Source organism: Solibacillus sp. iso_87 (assembly GCF_056173085.1).
Window position 1 is genome coordinate 2,363,213 of sequence record NZ_CM149656.1, and the last position, 23,570, is coordinate 2,386,782.

General features: G+C 39.3%; 26 protein-coding genes. 9 read left to right on the plus strand and 17 right to left on the minus strand.

The window, feature by feature from the left end; translation table 11 throughout:
* Positions 1-196 precede the first annotated feature (196 nt).
* From accC to AC0VXV_RS12040, 12 genes are all read right to left on the minus strand, one after another.
* Positions 197-1,561 (minus strand): acetyl-CoA carboxylase biotin carboxylase subunit, encoded by a 1,365-nt coding sequence (gene accC / locus AC0VXV_RS11985; RefSeq protein WP_475528394.1) that lies wholly within the window; start codon positions 1,559-1,561, stop codon positions 197-199.
* Positions 1,562-1,576: 15 nt separating this feature from the next.
* Positions 1,577-2,080, minus strand: a complete 504-nt coding sequence (gene accB / locus AC0VXV_RS11990; protein WP_475528395.1) for an acetyl-CoA carboxylase biotin carboxyl carrier protein — start codon at positions 2,078-2,080, stop codon at positions 1,577-1,579.
* Positions 2,081-2,271: 191 nt separating this feature from the next.
* Positions 2,272-2,805, minus strand: coding sequence for a SpoIIIAH-like family protein (locus AC0VXV_RS11995; protein WP_008404261.1), 534 nt, complete (start codon positions 2,803-2,805; stop codon positions 2,272-2,274).
* Positions 2,802-3,179, minus strand: a complete 378-nt coding sequence (locus AC0VXV_RS12000) for a hypothetical protein (protein WP_475528397.1) — start codon at positions 3,177-3,179, stop codon at positions 2,802-2,804. The genes AC0VXV_RS11995 and AC0VXV_RS12000 overlap by 4 nt, the downstream gene beginning before the upstream one ends.
* A gap of 66 nt (positions 3,180-3,245) precedes the next feature.
* Positions 3,246-3,380, minus strand: a complete 135-nt coding sequence (locus tag AC0VXV_RS12005; RefSeq protein WP_303047327.1) for a hypothetical protein — start codon at positions 3,378-3,380, stop codon at positions 3,246-3,248.
* Complete coding sequence (locus AC0VXV_RS12010; protein ID WP_475528398.1) at positions 3,377-4,288, minus strand: stage III sporulation protein AE; 912 nt, start codon at positions 4,286-4,288, stop codon at positions 3,377-3,379. The genes AC0VXV_RS12005 and AC0VXV_RS12010 overlap by 4 nt, the downstream gene beginning before the upstream one ends.
* Entirely contained in the window at positions 4,288-4,665 is a 378-nt protein-coding gene (locus AC0VXV_RS12015; protein ID WP_079527636.1) for a pyruvate formate-lyase, read from the minus strand. Before AC0VXV_RS12015 ends, AC0VXV_RS12010 begins: the two co-directional genes overlap by 1 nt.
* Positions 4,666-4,669: 4 nt before the next feature.
* Complete coding sequence (locus AC0VXV_RS12020) at positions 4,670-4,876, minus strand: hypothetical protein (RefSeq protein ID WP_008404269.1); 207 nt, start codon at positions 4,874-4,876, stop codon at positions 4,670-4,672.
* 105 nt (positions 4,877-4,981) lie between these two features.
* A complete protein-coding gene (locus AC0VXV_RS12025) occupies positions 4,982-5,986 on the minus strand; it encodes an NAD(P)H-dependent flavin oxidoreductase (RefSeq protein WP_475528399.1) in 1,005 nt (334 codons plus the stop codon).
* A gap of 157 nt (positions 5,987-6,143) precedes the next feature.
* Positions 6,144-6,701 carry an elongation factor P gene (efp, locus tag AC0VXV_RS12030; protein ID WP_008404273.1) on the minus strand — a complete coding sequence of 186 codons (558 nt, stop codon included), beginning with the start codon at positions 6,699-6,701 and terminating at the stop codon, positions 6,144-6,146.
* Between the two features lie 17 nt (positions 6,702-6,718).
* Positions 6,719-7,777: a M24 family metallopeptidase gene (locus tag AC0VXV_RS12035; protein ID WP_475528401.1), complete on the minus strand. Its 1,059-nt coding sequence runs from the start codon at positions 7,775-7,777 to the stop codon at positions 6,719-6,721.
* A gap of 252 nt (positions 7,778-8,029) precedes the next feature.
* Positions 8,030-8,437: a DNA helicase gene (locus AC0VXV_RS12040; RefSeq protein ID WP_475528402.1), complete on the minus strand. Its 408-nt coding sequence runs from the start codon at positions 8,435-8,437 to the stop codon at positions 8,030-8,032.
* 229 nt (positions 8,438-8,666) lie between these two features.
* On the opposite strand from AC0VXV_RS12040, the gene AC0VXV_RS12045 reads away from it, so the two are divergent.
* From AC0VXV_RS12045 to AC0VXV_RS12055, 3 genes are all read left to right on the plus strand, one after another.
* Positions 8,667-9,554, plus strand: coding sequence for a DUF1385 domain-containing protein (locus AC0VXV_RS12045; protein ID WP_475531460.1), 888 nt, complete (start codon positions 8,667-8,669; stop codon positions 9,552-9,554).
* Between the two features lie 166 nt (positions 9,555-9,720).
* Positions 9,721-11,436 carry an ABC transporter ATP-binding protein gene (locus AC0VXV_RS12050; RefSeq protein ID WP_475528403.1) on the plus strand — a complete coding sequence of 572 codons (1,716 nt, stop codon included), beginning with the start codon at positions 9,721-9,723 and terminating at the stop codon, positions 11,434-11,436.
* Positions 11,436-13,232 (plus strand): ABC transporter ATP-binding protein, encoded by a 1,797-nt coding sequence (locus AC0VXV_RS12055; RefSeq protein WP_475528404.1) that lies wholly within the window; start codon positions 11,436-11,438, stop codon positions 13,230-13,232. Before AC0VXV_RS12050 ends, AC0VXV_RS12055 begins: the two co-directional genes overlap by 1 nt.
* A 230-nt stretch (positions 13,233-13,462) precedes the next feature.
* On the opposite strand, the gene AC0VXV_RS12060 is transcribed toward AC0VXV_RS12055, so the two are convergent.
* Entirely contained in the window at positions 13,463-14,335 is an 873-nt protein-coding gene (locus AC0VXV_RS12060; protein WP_475528405.1) for a lysostaphin resistance A-like protein, read from the minus strand.
* A gap of 162 nt (positions 14,336-14,497) precedes the next feature.
* Here AC0VXV_RS12060 and AC0VXV_RS12065 point away from each other — a divergent pair, with 162 nt between their 5' ends.
* The 4 genes from AC0VXV_RS12065 (at position 14,498) to AC0VXV_RS12080 (ending at position 17,748) form a co-directional block, all read left to right on the plus strand.
* Positions 14,498-15,202, plus strand: a complete 705-nt coding sequence (locus AC0VXV_RS12065) for a response regulator transcription factor (protein WP_475528406.1) — start codon at positions 14,498-14,500, stop codon at positions 15,200-15,202.
* Positions 15,192-16,544 (plus strand): sensor histidine kinase, encoded by a 1,353-nt coding sequence (locus tag AC0VXV_RS12070; RefSeq protein ID WP_475528407.1) that lies wholly within the window; start codon positions 15,192-15,194, stop codon positions 16,542-16,544. The genes AC0VXV_RS12065 and AC0VXV_RS12070 overlap by 11 nt, the downstream gene beginning before the upstream one ends.
* Complete coding sequence (locus tag AC0VXV_RS12075; protein ID WP_475528408.1) at positions 16,534-17,082, plus strand: PepSY domain-containing protein; 549 nt, start codon at positions 16,534-16,536, stop codon at positions 17,080-17,082. Before AC0VXV_RS12070 ends, AC0VXV_RS12075 begins: the two co-directional genes overlap by 11 nt.
* Before the next feature lie 90 nt (positions 17,083-17,172).
* Positions 17,173-17,748 carry a PepSY domain-containing protein gene (locus AC0VXV_RS12080; RefSeq protein WP_475528410.1) on the plus strand — a complete coding sequence of 192 codons (576 nt, stop codon included), beginning with the start codon at positions 17,173-17,175 and terminating at the stop codon, positions 17,746-17,748.
* A gap of 55 nt (positions 17,749-17,803) precedes the next feature.
* Here the strand turns inward: AC0VXV_RS12080 and AC0VXV_RS12085 are convergent, their stop codons facing one another.
* Positions 17,804-18,544: a class I SAM-dependent methyltransferase gene (locus AC0VXV_RS12085; protein ID WP_475528411.1), complete on the minus strand. Its 741-nt coding sequence runs from the start codon at positions 18,542-18,544 to the stop codon at positions 17,804-17,806.
* 229 nt (positions 18,545-18,773) lie between these two features.
* Between AC0VXV_RS12085 and AC0VXV_RS12090 the strand changes: the two genes are divergently transcribed.
* Together AC0VXV_RS12090 and AC0VXV_RS12095 are read left to right on the plus strand one after the other, a co-directional pair.
* Positions 18,774-19,406, plus strand: a complete 633-nt coding sequence (locus AC0VXV_RS12090; protein ID WP_475528412.1) for a heat-shock protein — start codon at positions 18,774-18,776, stop codon at positions 19,404-19,406.
* Between the two features lie 14 nt (positions 19,407-19,420).
* Complete coding sequence (locus AC0VXV_RS12095) at positions 19,421-19,870, plus strand: cAMP-binding protein (protein WP_475528414.1); 450 nt, start codon at positions 19,421-19,423, stop codon at positions 19,868-19,870.
* 58 nt (positions 19,871-19,928) lie between these two features.
* Here the strand turns inward: AC0VXV_RS12095 and AC0VXV_RS12100 are convergent, their stop codons facing one another.
* From AC0VXV_RS12100 to AC0VXV_RS12110, 3 genes are all read right to left on the minus strand, one after another.
* Positions 19,929-21,410 (minus strand): methyl-accepting chemotaxis protein, encoded by a 1,482-nt coding sequence (locus tag AC0VXV_RS12100; RefSeq protein ID WP_475528415.1) that lies wholly within the window; start codon positions 21,408-21,410, stop codon positions 19,929-19,931.
* Positions 21,411-21,567: 157 nt separating this feature from the next.
* The gene (kynB, locus tag AC0VXV_RS12105; RefSeq protein WP_475528417.1) at positions 21,568-22,197 is read right to left on the minus strand and encodes an arylformamidase; all 630 of its coding nucleotides are present in this window, start codon (positions 22,195-22,197) and stop codon (positions 21,568-21,570) included.
* 10 nt (positions 22,198-22,207) lie between these two features.
* Positions 22,208-23,554: a sodium-dependent transporter gene (locus AC0VXV_RS12110; protein WP_475528418.1), complete on the minus strand. Its 1,347-nt coding sequence runs from the start codon at positions 23,552-23,554 to the stop codon at positions 22,208-22,210.
* Positions 23,555-23,570: the final 16 nt, after the last annotated feature.

The window sequence follows — 23,570 nt, forward strand, 5'->3', positions numbered from 1 at the left end:
CATATACCAAACTTTTCAGATAGGGGTAACATTCCGGTTACTATAATCCCTGAACAGCTATTTGCCTCTTTGCCCCCTCCCTTAGTCTTTTAATAGCTATCCCACGTACAGACGGTAAAACTGTAAAATAGTTTCAAAAAAATATAAAAAACCCTCTAATTTAAAATTAGAGGGTTAAATCGTGAGTAAAAGCCGATTAAGACTTCACATTCACGCCTAAAATATCGTTCTCTTCCAGGAACTTCGTGTTGAATTTCGCTGATTTGAATACGTCGTTGTTCATTAAAGCTTGGTGGAATGGAATTGTAGTATTAATTCCAGGTCCAGCTACTTCAAATTCTGATAACGCGCGGTTCATTTTCGCGATTGCTTCTTCACGAGTGTCAGCATGAACGATCAGTTTTGCGACCATTGAATCGTAGTATGGTGGAATGGTATAACCTGCATAAACTGCAGAATCGATACGGACACCATATCCGCCTGGTACTACATACGTATCTACAGTACCTGCTGAAGGCATGAAGTTTTTGTATGCATTTTCGGCGTTAATACGGCATTCAATTGCCCAGCCGTTAATTTTGATGTCTTCTTGCTTGAACGGCAGTTCCTGACCAGAAGCGATTTTTAATTGTTGTTGTACTAAGTCAACACCTGTGATCATTTCTGTTACAGGGTGCTCAACTTGAATACGTGTGTTCATTTCCATGAAGTAGAAACGATCTTCCTGGTAATCGTAGATGAACTCGATTGTACCAGCACCTTCATAGTTACAAGCTAATGCTGCTTTAACAGCGGCTTCGCCCATTTCTGCACGGCGCTCTTCAGATAGTGCCGGAGATGGCGCTTCTTCTACAAGCTTTTGCATACGGCGTTGAACCGTACAGTCACGTTCGCCAAGATGTACAACATTACCATGGCTGTCCGCTAATACTTGAATCTCGCAGTGACGGAAATACTCGATGAATTTTTCTAAGTAAACACCAGGGTTGCCGAATGCCGCTGCTGCTTCTTTTTGAGTAATTTCGATTCCTTTTACAAGATCTTCTTCTGTGCGTGCAACACGGATTCCTTTACCGCCACCACCGGCAGTTGCTTTAATGATGACAGGATAACCGATTTTCGCAGCCCATTCTTTACCTGTTTCGATATTCGGTACAATGCCTGTACCAGGAACTAACGGAACGTTTGCCGCTTCCATTGTGTCACGTGCAACGTCTTTAATCCCCATGATTTTAATCGCATCCGATGAAGGACCGATAAATTTAATACCCGCGTTTTCACAAGCTTCAGCAAATGCTGCGTTTTCCGCCAAGAAACCATAACCTGGGTGGATCCCGTCAGCACCTGTTTTTTGTGCTACCCCTAAAACTGCCGGGAAACTTAAATACGAATCTTTCGATAACTTTGGTCCGATACAGTATGCTTCATCCGCTAGCTTTACATGTAATGCATCCGCATCTGCTTCAGAATATACTGCGACCGTTTGAATACCTAGCTCTTTACATGCACGAATAATACGTACTGCAATTTCGCCACGGTTTGCGATTAATACTTTTTTCATTTGTATATACGCTCCTTATTCAGCTTTTACTAAAAACAATGGTTGACCGTATTCTACTAATTGGCCATCTTGAACTAAGATTTCTACGATTTCACCTTTAACTTCAGCTTCGATTTCATTGAATAATTTCATCGCTTCTACGATACAAACGATTGACTCTTCGCCTACTTTATCGCCCACTTTTACATATGCTGGTGATTCCGGGTTTGGAGCTTGATAGAATGTTCCAACCATTGGAGACGTGATTTTATGTAAATCAGCCGTGTTTTCTACTGGTGTTGCTGGTGCTTCTGCTTTAGGAGCTGGTGCAGGTGCCGCTTCCACTTGTACTGGAGCAGGTGTTGCTACTGCTGCTGCAACCGGTGCTGCTTCTTGTACTTTTTTAGGAGCCGCTACTTCTGTAACACCGTTGTTTTTCTTTAGTTTAACCTTTGCGCCGTCCGCTTCATATACAAACTCGTCGATTGATGAAGCATCTACTAATTTAATAATTTCTCGGATTTCTTGAACTTTGAACATCTTTAACTCTCCCTTAAAAAAAGTAATAACAATACAACCCTATTTTATAATTTTTCGGACTATTTTGAAACAAGTAATTTTAAATAGCTCAAAAATAGGCATAAAGCAGAACAATAGTATATTAAGACAAAGATTCTTTTTCCTAACTGCTATATAACACATTTACTGCTTTACTATAATATGACGCGCTTTTAATTAAAAGGTTCGAATTCTACACTAACATTTACATAATCCTTAAATTCAGAGCGCACAACGTATAAAATTTCATCTGCCAATTTTTCAGATACTTCATCTGACATAACTCGTACAGCAACTTTATCTCCTTCAATACGGACAAGTGCATCTGAATAGCCAATTGATTTAATAAGCATTTCCAGCATCGCTTCGGAAGATTCTAATTTGATTAGTTCATCCATTTCATTGAATGCCTCATTCTTTTCTTCTGCTGTAAATTCATCAGCAGCAATCTTTTGTGTCAACTGCTCTTTTTGCTGGCTGCGTTTGTTTGCTAACTCTAAACGTACTTCTTGGAATAAGTCGCTTTCTGAGTTAACTGGTTGTGTCAGGTTTTGATTAACCCCTAAAATATCTGTTTCATCAATCGTTTCATCAGAGAAGATCGTTAAAATATTCGGCGTATTGTCTTCAAAAATGTAAAATACAGAAATTACCGCAGCTAAACTTACTACTGTTAAGAACCATACTGTTCGCTTTTTCACTTTCACTTGTTTTCCCCCTTAATTTGCATTGGCACTACCTGAATACGATGCGACGGAATTTGCAGAACATGCCCAACTGTTTCCTTTAGCATGGTTTTCACGTCGGTGTTATTCGCTCCTTGTGCCACAATGATGACACCGGATAGCTTTTGCTGTTGTGAGACAGACAAAAATTGCTGTTCACTTTGTTGATCATAGTGAAAATAAACTTGGACTTGTCCGACTGACTGAATCTCACTTAATAATTTGGCAAGCTGTTCCTCATTTGAGTTATAACTTTCTCCTTTCTCCGATTGTGATAGAAACATGAATAAAAAAATAATAAATACAGCGGCAATGACAATTAATAAGATAGGACGATTCGCTTGTTTCTTTTCCACATTGTTAAGCGTATACGCCCCCTTCTCTACTAGATTTCAACATAATGTATGAACGAAACAAACCGGTTATGCAAAGAATGAAAGAATTGTGCTTGTCACGAATAAATACAGTGCGAGCTTTACGTATACTTGCCATTGCCGCTCATCGGCAAAGATGAGAAGACTGCTACCCAGTAAAATAAAAAGAAATAATTGGATCACGTTTTTCCCCCCATGGACATCTGCATAAAGAAAATAAATAACAGTACGATAAACATAATTGCGAAGCCAAGCAAAAAAGCAACTGCACATAATACAAACAACGTCTTTCCAACATCATCAAACAGACCGCTCATACGCATATTTGTAAACGGTTCAATAATGGCACCAATAATTTTAAACAGCAGTGCGTGCAGCAAAAGCACCGTCGCCGGATAAAAAGCCGCACCCCAAATAATCGTTAAAAAGGACAGTCCGACAAAGGTCGATACGGTTGACTGGGTTTTTTGGAAAAAAGACAGTCCCTCAACAATCAAACTGCCGATTAGCGGAATATTTTGCTCGATTAATTTTTTAATAGGAGATTTCAATGCGTCATTCAGCTGGATAAAGGCGATACCGGAAAGCGTCAAAATCGAAGTCAATGCTACGACCGACGCAATCATGACGCTTAATATGGAGGAACGTATAAGATCTGCAGCTTTTGAAAAGGAAATGGCCGGATATATTTTTGTGCATACATCAAATACTAATGCGAGGACAAGAGCAGGTATTGTTACGTGTGTACTGACAAATAAAATAACTTGGACAAATAGGATGATAATCGGGTTCCATGCGATCGCCGTAAACACGGTTTGAATCGTCAACAGCATAAATGACATGATCGGCAAAATAGCCATAAAGAAATTTTGAAGTATGGCAATGAGCTCATACAACACAACAAAGGCATCGACGACATTTTGCGCAAATACTACGATAAACAAAATGATAAATAACTGTTCAATCAACACGGTTTCATTCGGTACTAAAGCAAGTAGCAGTAAATACATCAAAATATAAATCGCTACAAGCAGCAAGGAAAACAATAAAGATTGAATGGGTTCTGTAAAAATCGAATAAATTGTCTGCATTACTGTAGCCTTTCTAATAATTGGATTAATAGCTGAAATTTCGGTTGTAGCAGATTGATCCAATATAACACTGCGGTCATGCGAATGGACAACGTCACTAATGTCGCAAAAGCTTCATATTCAAATTGATCTAATAGCTGACAGATTAATTCATTCAGCAAAAAAAGTAGTGCCGTGAAAAGCAGTCCCTTACTGTATGGAACATTATTGAAAATAACTGCGAGTCGCTGCCAAAGCGGGATGAGTTGCTCTCGGACAACAAATTGGAAAAAAATAAAGAAAGCGATGACGACAATGATTGAATGCAGCTTGTCCATCGTCTGTTTTAATATTAAAAACAGAACTAAATAAATGATACTTGCAAATAGCGCAATCATTTAGCTAGACGGCCGTCAACCATTGAAAAAATACGACAATTTCTTGAAAGAACAAGCGCAAAAATCGAATTAATTCAATCGTCATGTATAGGTACGCAATGAAAAACAAGAAAAACGAAAACTCTTTTTTTCCTAAATGCTCGAAGAATAAATGAAGAAGTGCAATAATCAACCCAATCCCTGCAACCCGAAGCACATCTTGTAATTCCAATAAAGCCCTCCTTCCTTAACGAAACTATATGCAATATCCAAACAATTAAGCACAAAAAAACACTAACGAGAAAGTTTTTATCCTTTGTCGTCAGTGTAAAAATTTTTACGGTAAGAGAGTTTCGATAATCTCTTTAACGGATGCTTCTTTAGCCAAATAGCTATTTTCCCCCATCCAAAGAGACATATATTCACGGTTGTTCTGGCGGGCACTTTCTTTTCGGATCGGTTGTGTCAAATAGTGTTGGACCGGATATGGAGCAGTAGTCGCTTCTTTTAATTGCTCGGTGAACCTGTTTTTCAACCCGCGCGCATATTTGCCGGTAAATGCCTTTGTCAATGTCGTCGCTTGTTGACCGGAAGTTAAAATCGCCTCTTTATGAAGTTTTGGAGCCGCACATTCTGTTGCTGTCAATAACGCCGTTCCGATTTGCACATACGATGCCCCTATTTTAAGCATGTCACTAACTTGTGGCTTTGTCATAATTCCGCCTGCTGCAATGACAGGGATTGAAACATTTTCTTTCGTAGCTTTCAACAGATCAGCCGTTGAATGAAGTGCCATGGGTTCTATAAATGACCCCCGGTGTCCGCCAGCTTCTTTTCCTTGGACAACGACTGCATGCAGCCCTGCTTGTTCAACTGCAATCGCTTCTTCCACTGAAGTTGCTGTGCCGATTAAGTATACGCCCTTTTGTTTAAGTGTTGATAATGTGTCGTTATCGGGTAAACCAAATGTGAAGGAGACGATCATTACGTCTTCTTCCAGAATCGCCTGTACTTGATCTTGAAAAACATCGGATGTTGGAATAGCTGCCGGAATATTGATGTTCAACTCATCACAGATAGGCTGTAATGCTTCTCGTGCATGTTGCAGTAATTGAGGATCTGTTTTTGGCTGTTCCGGTACAAACAGATTCACGCTAAAAGGTTTTGCAGTTAATGCTTTCACTCCCTGTATAAATTGCTTCGTTTCTGCGCCGTTCAAATACCCTGCACCAATCGAACCTAATACACCTGTCTCACAGCATGCCGCTACAAATTCAGCGGTTGTAATGCCTGCCATCGGTGCCTGTACAATCGGTTTATCAATCGGTAATTTTGCCATCATAAACAATCCACTCCTTTCTTCGATTATACCTACCCTTCCATTATGTAGCTATAATTTGGGATATTTTTCTTTGTTTTCCTAAAGCAGCACAACAAAAAAGACAGGAATATTGTATTGCTACAATATCCCTGCCTTCATCACTTTAGCTTCAGTGCAATTATGCGCGTGAAACGTAAGTACCTTCAGTTGTGTTGATGATTAATTTGTCGCCTTGGTTAACGAAGAATGGTACGTTTACCATTAATCCTGTTTCCATTTTAGCTGGTTTTGAACCGCCTGAAGCTGTATCGCCCTTAATGCCTGGCTCTGTTTCAGCAACTTCTAAAGTTACTGTGTTCGGTAATTCAAGACCTAACATTTCACCTGAATATGTTTGGATATGAACTTCCATGTTCTCTAATAAGTAGTAAAGTTCGTCTTCGATTTGAGCAGCAGCTAATGTTGTTTGGTCATATGACTCTAAGTCCATGAATACGTGCTCATCACCTTGTGCATATAAATATTGCATTTTGCGGTTTTCGATCATTGCTTTTTCTACTTTTTCACCAGCACGGAAAGTTTTTTCTGTTACGTTGCCGTTACGTAGGTTACGTAATTTAGAACGTACGAATGCAGCACCTTTACCTGGTTTTACGTGTTGGAATTCTAGTACGCGGAATAAGTTACCGTCAACGATAATTGTTAAACCTGTACGGAAATCGTTTACTGAGATCATGAATTATTTCCTCCAAATTATAAAATGATTAATTCTTTAGTCGAATGTGTTAGTACTTCATTACCCGTTTTTGTGATTAAAATATCGTCCTCAATTCGTACGCCACCAATTCCAGGAATGTATACTCCCGGTTCAATTGTTACAACCATATTAGGCTCCAGCACCGTATCGGAACGGAATGATAACCCAGGTCCTTCATGCACTTCAAGGCCGATACCATGGCCAGTCGAGTGACCGAACGCTTCGCCTAAGCCTTTTGATTTTAAATAATCTCGTGCTACAGCGTCCGCTTCGATCCCTGTCATACCAGGACCAACTTTTTCAAGCGCAAGAAGCTGAGACTCGAGCACAGCATTGTACATTTCTACCAACTTCTCTGATGGTTGGCCTACAGCGATCGTACGTGTAATGTCCGAAATGTAACCATTATAGTAAGCACCAAAATCAAGTGTTACAAAATCGCCTGTTTCAATAATTTTGTTTGTCGCAACACCGTGCGGCAATGCAGAACGTAATCCGCTTGCAACAATAATATCAAACGAAGAACTTGTAGCACCTTGTTTACGCATGAAAAATTCTAATTCATTCGATACGTCAAGCTCTGTAATGCCAGGCTTGATGAAATTTAAAATATGTGTAAATGCATTGTCTGCAATTTCACATGCAACCTTAATAATATTAATCTCTTCTTCAGTCTTAATCAAGCGAATTTTTTCAATTAAACCTGAAACTGGCACGAAATCAACATTCACTGCCGAATTGTATACTTCATATGTACCATATTGCATGGCATCTTTTTCAAATGCCAATGATTTTACACCCATTGCCGCCACTTGTTTTGCCACTTCTTCATGAATCGGACCGCTATGCTGAACTACACGGAATTCCTTTACTTGCTCTGATGCTTGTTCTGTATAGCGGAAATCTGTGATAAATACAGCATCTTGCTGTGAAACAACTGCAACCCCAGACGTACCCGTGAAGCCTGTCATATAACGGCGGTTGTATTCATTCGTAATGAGTATTGCTTCTACATTGTTTTCGATTAGTGCTTGACGTAGTTTACTAAGTTTCATCTGTTTCATTCCCCTTTTGTTTGTTGTAATAACTTGCAGCTGGCATTAAATTGCCGGATCTGCAAATTTGTCCTGCATTCATTCACAGAAACTTTGGCGTCACGCGATGCAATACTCCTATATCTTAAGCCCCTGAAAATACACTTTTCAAGGTGGTAAAAGGGACCTTGAATACAAGCAGCTTCATTGTGAACGCTTCTTTTTATACTGTCCCTATTTTATCACAGACTTTTCAGACATCAATACTTTCGACTAACGAAATAATGTGATTGTCCGGTATCTGGCCGTTTCGACGATTAGGCGCATCGAAGTCACCACTACAACGAAAAATGGGATGGAGAATTTTTTGAAAGATGACCATTCAATAGGTAGATTTAAAATTTGCCACTCCAGTATCGCTGCAATGACAACTCCTAAAATAACTGAAAGTAAGAAAGGCGGTACCATAACGAGCAGCTGTGTTACAACCAACAATAAATAAGCAACAATGGCTATAATTAAAAATAAAATGACCCATCTCTCGAAAGCCGTCCATTCGAACCATTCAAGTTTTTTCAGAAATGAAACCGGATGCCATTTAATAAAATCAAATAAGTGCAAGCCTTTTAAGCTTACTGTCACAATTAATGATGTAAATAATGCCGTGACAAACAAATGCATGACAAAAACTCCTTTTTTTGTCTCAGTATGACCGTTTGTAAAAAAACTATTCGAATGGATAGTGCTTTTCTCCAAAATTTAGTACAATATGAGGGTATAACAAAGAAAAGAGATGGATAGATTCCATTCTCCAGACTAAAAATAGATTGAAATTTTATAAGAGAGTGGTGTCGAGCAAGTGAGTAATAATGCGCCAGTATATGGTGGGCAAGCGCTTTTAGAAGGTGTTATGTTCACTGGTCAAGATCATATGGTAACGGCTATCCGTCGAAATGACGATTCCATCGATTATTTCCATGTAAAAAAAGAGAAAAAGCCTATTTTTCAAAAGCTGAAGAAAATTCCGTTCGTACGCGGGGTTGTCGCATTAATCGAATCGGCAGGCTTTGGGTCGCGTCATTTGCAATTTGCTTCTGACCGCTATGATGTTACACCAGGCGAAGAAGAGGAAAACAGTGGTGAAGAGCCATCGAAGTTAATGATGATTTTAGGAGTAGCCGTTATTGGTGTGCTTTCATTTTTATTCGGTAAGTTCGTCTTCACATTAGTGCCGATGTTTTTGGCAGAATTTTTAAAACCTTGGTTCCCGGGAAAAACGGTTCAGATTTTTATCGAAACGGGCTTTAAATTAGTTTTGCTTCTTGCCTATTTGCAAATTATTTCGATGACGCCGTTGATTAAACGCGTATTCCAGTACCATGGTGCCGAACATAAAGTAATAAACTGCTATGAAGCAGGTCTTGACTTAACGGTCGAAAATGTTCAAAAACAATCACGACTTCATTATCGTTGCGGTTCAAGCTTTATTTTATTTACTGTAATTGTAGGTATGTTTACATATTTCTTCGTACCTGTTGATCCACTTTGGGTTCGTCTTGTTAGCCGTATTTTATTAATCCCGGTTGTCATCGGTATTTCTTTTGAAGTGTTACAGGCGACAAATGCCGTTCGTGAAATTCCGGTTTTACGTTTCCTAGGCTACCCTGGATTATGGCTGCAACTATTAACAACAAAAGAGCCGAAAGACGAAATGGTGGAAGTAGCAATCGCATCTTTCAACAAGCTGCATGAAGTCGAGAAAAATCCAGCTGTTGCACAAACATTAGTACATGATTAATTGAAAACTCGGGGAGTTATGTAGAAGGAATTTCACTTTTACGATAACTCCCCTTTTTTTGATGTCTACAATATATTTAGAGTCTCGAAATATTTCCGTTGAGTTCCAATAGATGAAATGGCATAATAGAGTTAAAATTCAGTGAATTTATATAAGGAGTTAACAAATGAAAACGATTTTCCAATTTATCAGGCGCTATAAATGGCCTGCAGCAATCGCCTTTTCCCTAATGCTAATGGAACTAGCGAGCGATTTAATCCAGCCGCTATTCATGGCAAGGATGATTAATGAAGGACTGCTTGAAGAAAATTTACATAATGTCGCGTTTTGGGGTGGCTGTTTATTTGCTTTAGCCCTATTCTCTTTCATAAGCGGAGTACTCAACTCCTTCTTCTCTGCGCATGTCGCCCATAGTTTCGGTTTCGATCTACGCAAAGCATTGTATAGTAAAATACAATCACTGACGATGGCGACCTACCTGACATTCCCTACTTCCGGACTTATTACTCGTCTGACAAGCGATGTTACACAAACGATGAACATCGTCTTTATGATGCTGCGGATTGCGATGAAAGCACCGTTAATGACGGTTGGTTCGCTAATTATGGCGTTTGTCATTAATGCAAAACTTGCGCTCATTTTATGTGTCAGCTTTCCGTTTCTGCTTATCTTCCTTGTATGGATGGTATCAGTCGGCATCAAGCTGTTCGCACAAGTACAGCAGCGACTTGATTTTGTAAACCGCCAGCTTCAGGAAGGACTGCAGGCTGTCCGATTGATTAAAGCATATATGCGTGGGCAATATGAAGAAAGCCGCTTTTTATCGGTTGCAGAAAACTTGAAATTTGATACGATCAAAGCGACACGTGTCATGGAAGTTGCATTGCCTGTTCTTCAGTTTGTTATGAATATTAGTTTGCTGATTGTCATTTGGGTTGGTGCAGATGCGATCCGGGACAATGATATTCTTGCCGGTGACTTGGCCGCTATTATTAACTATGCATTCCGTATGACGGCATCATTTTCTATTTTTTCATTTATCATTATCGCTTATGCACGCGCGAAAGCATCTGCTGAGCGTATCGAAGAGATTTTAAATGTCGAGGAAGGCATAGAGGAAGTACAGAAAAATGAAGCCCCTGTCCTTGAAAACTTCTCGATTCGTTTTGACAATGTCTCATTCCGTTATCCGACAACGGAGCAATATACGCTTCAAAAATTGTCATTTTCAATTGAAAGCGGCGAAAAAATTGCCATTATGGGGGCAACCGGATCTGGAAAGTCGACTATTTTACAATTGGTTGAGCATTTTTACGAACCGAACAGTGGTGATATTTTTATTAATGAACAAAATATAAAGGATATCCCATTGCAGCAGTTACGCCGCTCGATTTCCTATGTTCCGCAGCAATCCCTTTTATTTTCGGGTACAATTGTGGACAATTTACGCTGGGGGCAAAATGATGCAACAATTGAGCAAATTATTGACGCAACGGAAAAAGCGCAAATTCATCACTCAATCGAAAGCTTTGATGAACAGTATGAGACGATGATTGGACAGCGCGGTATTAACTTATCCGGTGGTCAAAAACAGCGTCTAGCGATTGCCCGTGCCCTGTTAAAACCAGCATCATTATTGATTTTAGATGACAGTACTTCAGCGCTCGATGTCTCGACAGAGCAGAAATTATGGGAGGCACTTGATCAGGAGGCCATTACAATGCTCGTTGTAACTCAAAAAATCCAGACAGCACAAACGGCCGATCGTATACTGCTTATTGATGAAGGCCGACTACATGGGTTTGGCACACATGAACAATTAATGGCAACGAACGATCTGTATGCTAAAATTGTTGCTTCACAGCAGGAGGTGCTTGCCTAATGAAGTTTTTCAACTATGAACCGATCATCACAAAAGAACAAATCAAAAACACAAGCGGCAAGAAGAAAAAAGGTGAACGTGCCCAAAACTGGACGTATACATTGAAGCGTATTCTCGATTTTGTAGCAGAACAGAAAATGTTACTGTTTATCGTTCTGCTGCTGGTCGTGTTAAGCTCAGCGTTCGCGTTGATCGGACCATTCATCATCGGAAGGATGATTGACAAGTTTATCGATGGCAGTTCACTTAGCCAGCTCTCATATTGGCTATACGGGCTGGCTGTCGTTTATTTACTTTACAGTTTGGCGAGCTATTTCCAGAACTATTGGATGGTCGGCATCGCCCAGCAAACCGTATTTCGAATTCGTACACAGCTATATGGTCACTTTTTCAAACTCCCTCTCCGCTTCTTCGATAAACGAAAACACGGGGAATTAATGAGCCGTGCGACGAACGATATTGAAACAATCAGCTCGACATTAAACAGTGCCTTTATCCAAGTTGTATCAAGTATTTTGACATTAACAGGTACTGTTGCCGTTATGCTTTGGCTCAGTCCGTTATTGACACTGATTACAATGCTCATAGTACCGCTTATGTTCTATGGGATGCGCTGGATTACAAAACGCACAAGCCTGCTATTTAAACAGCAGCAGGCCGCAATCGGTGAAATGAACGGATTAATCGAAGAATCCATTACCGGTCAGCATGTCGTTAAAGCCTTTTCACAGGAAACGGAGATGCTGCGGCAATTTGACGAGAAAAATTCTCGCATTCGCACAGTTGGTTTCTGGGCATTAACGTATTCAGGGTTCATTCCGAAAGTGATGAACACATTGAACAGTTTAAGCTTTGCGATTGTTGCATTGGCCGGTGGTTTATTTGCCTATTACGGTCATATTTCAATCGGAACTATTATTATTTTCACGGAGTATGCACGACAGTTTACCCGTCCGTTAAATGATTTGGCCAATCAGTTCAACACCGTTCTTTCAGCTTTGGCCGGAGCCGAACGTGTTTTCTTGATCATGGATGAAAAAGAAGATCAAATTGACGGGGAAAATGTGGAACTGCTTGGGAATGTTCGTTTCCAAAATGTTTCGTTCCAGTATGATGCACAAGCTTCTTCCCCTACCCTGTCTAATGTATCCTTTGAGGTGAAATCCGGGCAGTCGGTTGCACTGATCGGTCAAACCGGTGCCGGTAAAACCACGATCATGCAGCTGTTGACAGGACTTTATGAAAAAACCGACGGAAAAATTGTATTTGACGATATGGAAATAGAAGAGATTTCGAAGGCGAGCTTGCGCAGTCAAATGGCATTCGTCCTGCAGGATCCGTTCCTATTTGAAATGTCGATTAAAGATAATATCCGCTACGGAAAGCTCGATGCAACAGATGAGGAAATTTATGAGGCCGCGAAAAAAGCGAATGCCCATACATTTATCGATAAGCTGCCGAAAAAATACGATACGATTTTAAGTGCAGACGGCAGTCAGATTTCTCAAGGACAAAAACAACTGTTGTCAATCGCCCGTGCCTTTGTGGCAGATCCGAAAATTTTATTATTGGATGAAGCGACAAGCAGTATCGACACTGTGACGGAGCTGCATATTCAGGAAGCACTCGAAAAGCTGATGGAGGACCGTACGAGTTTTATCATCGCCCACCGCCTGAATACAATTCGCAAAGTCGACTATGTCATCGTTTTAAATCAAGGGAAAATCATCGAACAAGGAAAACGCCAAGAACTAATAGAAAACCAAGGCGTGTTCGGACAAATGCTTAACGTTTAACATAAAGAAAGATTAATTGTATGAAACAGACATTTAAGAAAATTGCTTGGAATGAAGGGCGACTCCTGCGGGAACAGCACGACGCCTGAGACTACAGGCTCAGGCCGTGCCCGCGGAAAGCGTCCCGAAACGGAAATCAATTTTCATGCACAGCAAAATGCCAATTTTCTCTCTGAGAAAATTGGCATTTTTAGGTTATATCTCAGCTGATTTTTAATGTACATTATCACCTAAACCGTTTCGATATCCGTTTGCTCCTCCAACTTCGGTGCCGGATTTTTTAGCTGACGGAAGTTTTTATAGTATTTGACGAGTAAAAAGATAATTACTGCCGTCAAAATGAAAAAGTACGCTGCATTTATTAACAATCCTTGCCGGGCTGCTTCTGTTGTCGGTAAATCAATTTCTGTCGTTTGATTTGTATAAACAAACTGGATAAATGCCAGGAAATTATTAAAACTATGTAATAGCATTGGTATCACGATATTTTTAGTTTTAAGGTAGGCATAGCCAAGTACACAGCCTAATGCAAAGGCAAATACGACATTAATCGGATTGAGGTGGATAATACCAAATATAATAGAAGAAATAATAATACTCTTTTGCGGACTCCATCTCAATGTGAAACGACGAAGCAAGATTCCTCTGAATAACATTTCCTCATAGATCGGTGCAAGTATGCAAATATTAATAAAAAACAGGACGTATACGAGTAGTGATGGCCGCACTTCTTCTAAATCAAGCATCGGAAAGAATGAAAACAGTTCCCGTATATGCTCTTCGAAAACAAGATATATGATTGTTAATAAAATTGTTGTAAACACAACGGTGATCAATTGGAAGCATGCTGTAATCGATAAATATTTTGCCCAGCGCCCTTTTGACATCGTAGTATGAATCGGCTGTTCATTATATGTGAAATTCCATTTTTTTGTTTGATGCATCAAGTACATTAAACAGCTGACCGAAACAAAAAATGTAATCCACTCTTCACTGGCCGGGATATCGGTAATAAAAAACAAGATAAAACTTGCTATGAATATACCAATCACAAACAATATAAAATAACGCAGCTTGAAATTTTTCAATTCAATATAATCCATTATTTTACACCCCCTATAAATAGAGTAACATGAAATGGAAGTTTTATCCTAAGCATCGCTACCCCTTTTCGATCATTTTTCAACGAATAACATTTCTCCATTGCCAATACCGCCTCTTTTACAATACGATGAATACAAAACAGATAGAAGTAGGTGTTTTGCATGTCAAAAATTTTAATTGTGGAAGATGAACAGCAGATTGCACGTGTATTACAGCTGGAGCTGGGATTTGAAGGCTATGAAACAGCTATCGCCCATACCGGTACGGACGGTTTGCTGAAATTTCATGAAGACGAGTATGACTTAGTGTTGCTTGATGTGATGCTGCCGGAGCTGAATGGGTTGGAAGTACTGAAAAGAATTCGCAAACATAACGAAACTGTTCCGGTCCTTTTACTGACCGCTAAAAGTAATATAGAAGATAAAGTGACAGGGCTTGACTACGGGGCAAATGACTATATAACAAAACCGTTTGAATTCGATGAGCTGCTTGCACGCATTCGAGTGGCATTGCGATTTTCACACAAATCCGTTCCCGAGCCAACATCATCGACTTTCCACACATTTCAGGATTTATCATTAAATGAGCAAACACGTGAAGTCACAAGACAGGCACAGCAAATCGATTTGACTCCCCGTGAGTTTGACTTGCTGCTGCATTTTATGAAACATGCTAAACTTGTGCAGTCACGTGAGCAGCTGCTGAATGCGGTTTGGGGATTTGACTATTACGGGGATACAAATGTAGTTGACGTATATGTACGATATTTGCGTCAAAAACTAGAGGTAAATCTGAATTTACCGTCACTACTACATACAGTTCGCGGTGTCGGCTATGTATTAAAGGAAGCGACAAATGAAACTTAATACGAAAGTAAATCTGTTTTCTATGTTATTGACTTCGGTTATATTGATCGGCAGTTTTACAGGTATTTATTATTTGTATAAAGAGTTTGCCTTTTCAACAGAGGCGGAACAATTGCAGGCACGGGCAAATGAGCTGACGACTGCTATTAGCGCACTGGACACAACTGATGGAATCGATTCAATTTTCGGAGCATATCTCCCGACTGACGGAGCGATCTTCGTATACGACAGTGCAGGTAATCAAATAAAGAGGCTTCAGAAAACATTCGAGCAAATAGATTATGAACTTAATCCGGCAAAGCATTACACGGAAAAAACAATACGTGATATCCCTCATATCGCGCTTGCTGCACCACTCATTTTACCGAATGATGAAATTGCCTCGGCTAAGCTGATACAGCCATTGCCTACAATTACTGAAAATATGAACCGGCTATTAATAATATTAGTTCTGATGACACTTGTTGCACTCATCCCGATTTACTTAGCGAGCCAGCTATTTGTTCGGCTGATCGTAAAACCCGTTCAGCAACTGACAACGACGATGGAAAAAAATATTCAGCAATCCAGCTATGAGCAAATCCCGGTCCGTAAGCAATCAAACGATGAAATTGCGCAAATGGCTACGACGTACAACCATCTGATGGCACAGTTGGAAGATGCTCATGACAAACAGCAGCAATTTGTCGGCAATGCCTCACATGAACTGAGAACACCCTTAACCGTCATCGAAAGCTATACGAAGCTGTTAAAACGCCGCGGTACACAAGACACCAAAATTACGGAAGAAGCATTGGAAGCAATTTTAAAAGAAACAACCAACATGAAGGCAATGATTGAACAAATGCTCGCACTGGCAAAGACGAATGAAATGACGAAGATCAATATGTCGACATTTGCATTACGCCCTTTTATCGAACAGATTGTGCAAAGTATAAAAGCTGCCTATCATCGTGAAATTCTCGTTAACATTCCTGATGTTGAAATTACAACGGATGAAGCAAAATTAAAACAGCTGCTCTTTATATTTATCGATAATGCACGAAAATACAGTGACGATGTCATTAAGATTCATGCTTCTGTAAAAAATGATCTGCACATTTCCATACAGGATTTTGGTGTCGGAATTCCTGAAGAAGATCTCCCGAATCTGTTCCAGCGATTTTATCGGGTTGATAAAGACCGTAACCGGAAAACTGGTGGCACCGGCATTGGTCTCTCGATTGCAAAGGAACTCGCCGATCGTTTAAATGCCGAAGTTTCTATCGACAGCGAACTTGGAAAAGGAACGACGATTTTACTCATTGTTCCACTTTCAGGAGGTGCACAGCATGAAAGCTAAATGGATTATACTATGTATCGCCGTCATCCTAATCGGATTTTTCATTACACTGACAGTCAAGCAGTTATCAACACCGAATGAACTGAACACGAATGAACTGGAATTGAAAATTAAAGATATTTATAGTGCTGAAGTCCAGACATTGGTCAAAGAAAAAGATCATTTTGTCGCTTCTTTCAATAAAGATGGTTCAATTTTTGAAGTGAATGTAAATGCCGTAACAGGTCAATTTTCCGATTTGAAGCTTATTCATAAAAATGAAAATAAGCAATCCGAGGAACAAACTAATTCGGAAACATCAAAAGAAAATCAAGCCGCAGCAAATAAGCCAGTTGAAAATGCTACAAAGCCGTTGCTTTCAAAAGAGCAAGCGGTAGATATTGCGTTAAAGGAAGTGCCTGGTGAAGTCGATTCCGTTGAGTTTGTAAAAAATGCAGAAGGCGGCATCTATTTTGTTGAGATCGATCAAGAAGATGATGTTACTGTTCAAATACATGCCATTACCGGCGAGATTATCGTGATTAAATACGATGATTAGTTTTCTCATCAAATTCTAATAATTCTCTCAGACCGTTTTCATATTCGCTCGTTATACTAACATTACAAACAAGAAAAGGAGCGAGTGAATATGAATAAAAAATTTTTAGCAATCCCGGCATTACTAGTAGCAATTGGTGGAGGTGCTGTATTCGCACAATCTGATTTATTTGCGCAAGCCGAAAACAACCCAAGTATTTCAGCAGGTGAAGCAAAGAAAATCGCGTTAAAACAATTAGACGGTGAAATTATCGGATTTGAATATGATGGAGATGACCGCACACCACATTATGAAATCGATATCGTGAAAGATAATGAAAAAATCGATGTTGAAGTGAATGCAGGTACAGGTAAAGCTGTTGTAACGGAACGTGAAAATATTCGTACAGTTAAAGCGGAAAATACAGTAAAAACAGATGATACAGTAAAAGCAACAGATTCAGCGAACAATTCTGCTATCATTACTGAAAAGCAGGCAATTGAAATTGCTCAAGCTAAAGCAAAAGGAACAGTAACAGACATTGAATTGGATGAAGATGATAATCGTCTGATCTATGAAATCGAAATCCGTAACGGTAAAATGGAATACGATTTTGAAATCGATGCAAAAACTGGAGACATTATTAAGTACGAAGAAGATTTAGACGATGACCGTTTTGATGATTAATTGAATGACAAGCAATAATTAAAAGAAGCGCAGATTTATTTCTGCGCTTTATTTTTTATATTGTTTTTCTCGCCTTCACGATTAAAAATGAAGGGCGATGCTGCTCTTTTTGGAGACTAGGGAGTAATACGATTGCTTCGTCTGTCGGCATTGGCTCCACTATTTTCTCGATTTGCAGCCCATTAATGATTAATGTATTTATAATCGTTTCAATTGTACGATGATACATTACTACATTATCTACTAGCCAATTTTCTGTTCGTCTCCCTTCATCCCGGTAACGGGCAACCGCAAAATGAGAGATTGTGCGCTTCTCGTCCAAAATCCATTGCTCCACACCTTTATTTGCGGTCGATATCGGGTGCTCAACGGAAAACAGAAATACCCCTTCCGGACATAATGCATGACTTACCTTTTCAATTACCCCTTCAAAATCCGCCACATAATGAAGTGCCAATGCGCTCGTTATTAGATGATAATGCGATTCCTCTAATAGAATATCTTCAATTGAAATGTTTTGAAACTGGAGACGATCACTTTTATAGCGCTCTTTTGCTGCGGTAATCATGTTATCCGAAATATCGATTGCATCAACTTGCTGCGCCCCATTTAAAACACAGTCATTTGCAAACTCCCCTTTTCCACAGCCTAAATCTAATAAGACTTTCCCTTTTACATCCGGCATTAATGCTAAAAAATTGGGCCGCTCCAATAAATTATTATAATTGAACTTCCGGTTACGAATTTCTTCATATCCTTTAAAAAATAAGGCATTATCATAAATGTTTTGCTTCACTGTTCTCCTCGTTTCACCATAACGTTATGACTTTTTTGCGCAACTTCATTATCACATCTTACTAAAATTTTAAATAGACTTATATTTCAAATTTTAGTAAGATGTAGATAGAGGCATGTCTAGTTTTACTAATTTAACTTTTTTATAAAAACTATGCAGATTCCTTAGCGATTTGCATAGTTTTTGTTTTTATGTCTCCGTCACACTCTGTCGGAACTGGGGAAAATTTATGAAAAACAATGATTCGAAAAGCATGATACTCTTTTTACTATTCGCTTTTATCACCAATTTAGCCTATGTCGCCTCTCAACGCATAGAACATCTGGAACTGCCATTAGCGCTCGTCACATTTGCTTTATTTATTTTATTTATTGTGCTTATTTTAAAGCTCAACTTAAGACCAATAGTCATTACACTGGCAACGATCTTTGCTTTGATCGATATTAATTCAATCTTCTTTTTGACCCTTCCTGAATTTTATACAATCTGCTTTACAATCGGAGTCCTTGTCTTTCTTGGTTTTTATTTTAAAAAGTCTAAAGATGCCATAGTGGCCGCGATTGGTTTTTGTATAATGAACTTACTGATTAATATAGAATTTTTCATACAATGGGAATGGGTATACCTTGTTGTGTTACATAGTATTCTATTTATCATCGCCAGCAGATTACAATTTATAATTACGAAAAGAATATATTTAGGATTATTCAGTGTGACTTTCATTTTCCTAGTTATCGGAATGTTGGTTGATCACAATTATTTAGCCACATTTGGACTTTTCCTGTATTTGGCGGTACTTATTTCGATTTATTTCGTTATCCGAAGACAACTTGAACAACAATCTATATATAAATTGCATTGAGGTGAAACATCCAGATGAAAAATGTAAATCGTTTATTTCTCATTATCGCCGTCATTATCCTTGTTATAATTGGCCGCTATTTTATGGCACAAAATGAAGTAAAAGAAATTCCGGATGTAACCGCAGTAACGAATGAAATGACGATTGAAACGGTTCGCGGGAGCTATTGCTGGCATTCAGCAGGTGAAGCAGAGTGTGTTGATACTGCTGCCCCGCATGAAATTATAAGTGCTCAAAATACCCCTTACGTAAAAGTACAGCCAGGGGAAGTACTTGAGTTTCAATATAGTCAGAATGTAACGAGTGTATCCATTCAACAATGGATTGAAGATTACGATTATAAAGAAATTGCTACATCGACACGCTTTACTGCCCCAACCGAAAAAGGGCAGTATATCATTTCCAGTATGGCGCGCTTCAGCAACGGTGATGTAACAGACAGTATTGCGATAGAAGTAGAATAACAAAAAAGGGAAGTGTCCGTTAAGTTTGGACAGTTCCCTTTTTGTTTGCGGTATATGCTTATTGACGTTTCGTAATGTCAGCCAATTCGCTTTGTAATTGCTGAAGTTCATTACTCGCATCTGCAATCGATTTCATCATGACATGCTCTTCATGTATTGAGCTCGCGATTTCTTCAGTCATAGCGGCATTTTCTTCAGAAATTGCGGACAGATTTTCAATTTGATTCATTACTTCTTCAACAAGTTCGTTCGTATGCGTAATGGTCGACATGTTTATGTGAAGCTTTCCTTGAATACCATTGAATGATTGCTTAATCCCATCAAATGAACCGGTAATTTGGTTCAATGTGCCAACACTAGAATGGACTGCTTCTTTTCCTTCATATGCTTTTAACTGGGCAGTTGTTGCTCGCTCAAGTAGCTGCTGTGTAACAACGGTAATACTCGTTGCGATATTCGCACTCTCTTCCGCCAGTTTTTTCACTTCTTCTGCAACAACGGCAAACCCTTTCCCGTGCTCCCCTGCTCTAGCCGCTTCAATTGAGGCATTTAAAGACAGTAAATTCGTTTGATCAGCAATGGCTTTAATACCATTTAACAGGTCATTTACATTTGCAAGGCTCTCTTGCATATTGTCAATCGTAGTTGTCGTTAAATCGATAGAGTCACTTAATGTTGCCATATCAGACGTCACATCATGTACCTGCTTCCAGCTTTGTTCAATCGCTTCCTGCACTTCATCCGAATCCTTTACAGTCGATTCAGAGGACTCTTTCATTTTCACCATTTTATCATGTGATAAAATCATTTGTTCATTAATCTGCTGAATCATCTCAGCTTCATTATGGATAGCTGCTGCCATTTGATTCGACGACTGTAATATAGTCTCGCTCGCAATATTCAATGTACCCACATTATCATTTACATTTGTAATGCTAGATGCAAGCTGGTTCGAACCTTCCTCAATTTTATCTAAAATGGATGATAAATTTTCCAGCAGTTCTTTCGCTTCCCGCTCTTTTTCCTGGGCATCCTTTATTAGTTTGTTGCCCCATTGTGTCAATCGGTAAAGCAAAAAGTTACAGCCTGTCATACTTGCAAAAATCGTAATAAATACCGGGAAATTTGCATTTATCCCTAATAAACTTTCCGGCACTGCTATGTATAATAAAATATAAAAAATACTGGCAATCAGTAAAAATATTTTGATCATCCGTTCATTAAAATACATTGCACACATAATGAATGTTACTAGCAGCATGTAATGTTTATTAATAGAATATCCATCTAGATAAAATAATAAAAATACAACAAATGCCGGTATCAGTACAAAAATTAAACCTTTGGCGAAGTTGGATATATTCAGGAAATAAGTGACCGTCGATAATAAGATGACACCGCCTCCTGCAATCACATAAGGGATGGAATTACTAAAACCATTTGCAATGACAAGCGGTGAAACAATTAAAATTGCCAATACTATCGTAATAATTAGATTTAGTTGATGAATCCAATTAACTTTTCCGTTGCGTTTCTTCAAGCTGTCTCCCTCCTAGGAACATTAGATTATTTCCGTAATAGTTTATAGGTATATATTACAATCCTTTTTTATACAATACAATGGACTTTTGGATTCATATGGGGAAATTCCCAAAAAAAAAGAAGCTCACGAATATTTAATCGTAAGCTTCTCATCATTATTCTGCTTTATCAACTTTTTTACGAACGACCGCACGAACAGGTGCACCGTCAGCACCTGCTATTTTTAGCGGCAGTGCGATCAGTTCATATAGACCTTGCTGAATATGCCTTAAATCGAGCCCTTCCAGTATATGAATGCCATGTTCGTACAGCTTGTGATGTGCCAATACTTCCTTACTGTCCAACGGGTCAACGGAAGGATTGTCAATACCAAGCAATATTACACCGCGTTCCTTTAAAAACGGAGCGACATCCGGATGAATGACTGGAATAGTTTCCGGAAATGCTGTACTAAGCTGATCAACTGTTTTAAGCAGTACACGTTTTACATTATGGAAATCCAACGATGCCAGCGATTGAGCTGTAATTACTTCATGCCCAATACAATCCACGATTACGCAGTCACCGATATATACATTTACATCCAATTGCTCGATTGTCTCAGCTTCACTGTTAAAATGAAAGGGTGCATCTGCGTGTGTACCTGTGTGCAGCGAAGTTTTCATCCGTCCGATATTGACCGAGCCCGTCTGTTGTTTCGTATATCCTACTTCAAAAGAAAACGGTGTATCCCCCGGCCAGTTCGGCATTCCGTTTTGCATCGTTTGTGTAATATCAATCCACATGGCTTCACCCCTAATATTGAATGACTAAATATGCAAGCACAACGACAATGACTGTCGGTACAACGAAAGTCATTAAAAAGCGATATGTTTTGTAAAAGCCTTCACCCATTTTACTTCCTTGCAACAACTCGCTTTTCACGAGGTTTTTATCCATAATATGAATAATGAAGATCGCGATAAGCAAGTTGCCGATCGGTAAAATGATATTCGACACTAAAAAGTCTGTGAAATCAAAAATATTGCGTCCAAAAATCGAAACATCACCTAATGTACTGTACGTCAATGTCGAAGGAATCGAAGCGATAAATACAAAGATACCAATGATGATTGTAATTTTCGCGCGGCTAATGTTCCATTTTTCTATAATAGCAGCAACGATAATTTCATACATACTAAATGATGACGTTAATGTTGCAAATAAAAACAGAATTAAAAACAGCGCTAAAAACAGTTCACCAAACGGCATTTGCGAAAACGCTGCAGGCAATACCATGAACAATAATGGCGGTCCGCTCGCCACTTCCATATCAAAGGCAAAAACAACCGGAAAAATCGCCAGTCCTGCTAAGAATGATACGAAAATACTTAATCCTACAACAGAACCTGCTGAATTCGGTAAGCTCACATCTTTCTTTAAATAAGAACTATATGTAACTAAACATGAGAATCCAACAGCCAGCGCAAAAAATGATTGCCCTAACGCATATAAAATTGATTCACCGGTAATGTTCGAAAAGTCCGGATACAGGAAAAACTTAATCCCTTCCATTGCTCCGTCCAATGTTACGGCTCTTACAACTAAAATAAAGAACATAATAAACAGTAACGGCATCATGAATTTATTTGCCATTTCAATCCCGTTTTGAACACCAAGCGCAATGATCACAACATTCGCCAATGTAAACAATCCCAAACCGAGTAAAGCAATCCATGGTGTACCTGTTACTTGTCCGAAAAATGCCCCTGGTTCCACAGTCGGCGCGATAACTTCTCCAACAACCGAAACCCCGCTGTAAACAAAAATCCAACCGCCGACTACACTGTAAAACGATAATAATAAAAAACAGCCAATAATGCCGAGCTTACCAATCCAAGCCCAAGCCTTCGTATTCGGCGCCAATACCTTATAGGCAGTAACCGCCTCTTTTTGTGTGGCACGCCCGATAATATATTCCGATAAAAGCATTGGCAGCCCGATAATTAATGTCAGCAGCACAAAAATCAGGAAGAATGCGCCACCTCCACTTTGACCGGCTACATAAGGCATTTTCCAAATTGCCCCGAGCCCAATCGCTGCACCAGCTGACGCTAATACAAATCCTAACTTACTTGACCACTGTCCTTTACTCTTCTCCATCTGTCTCACTCCACTC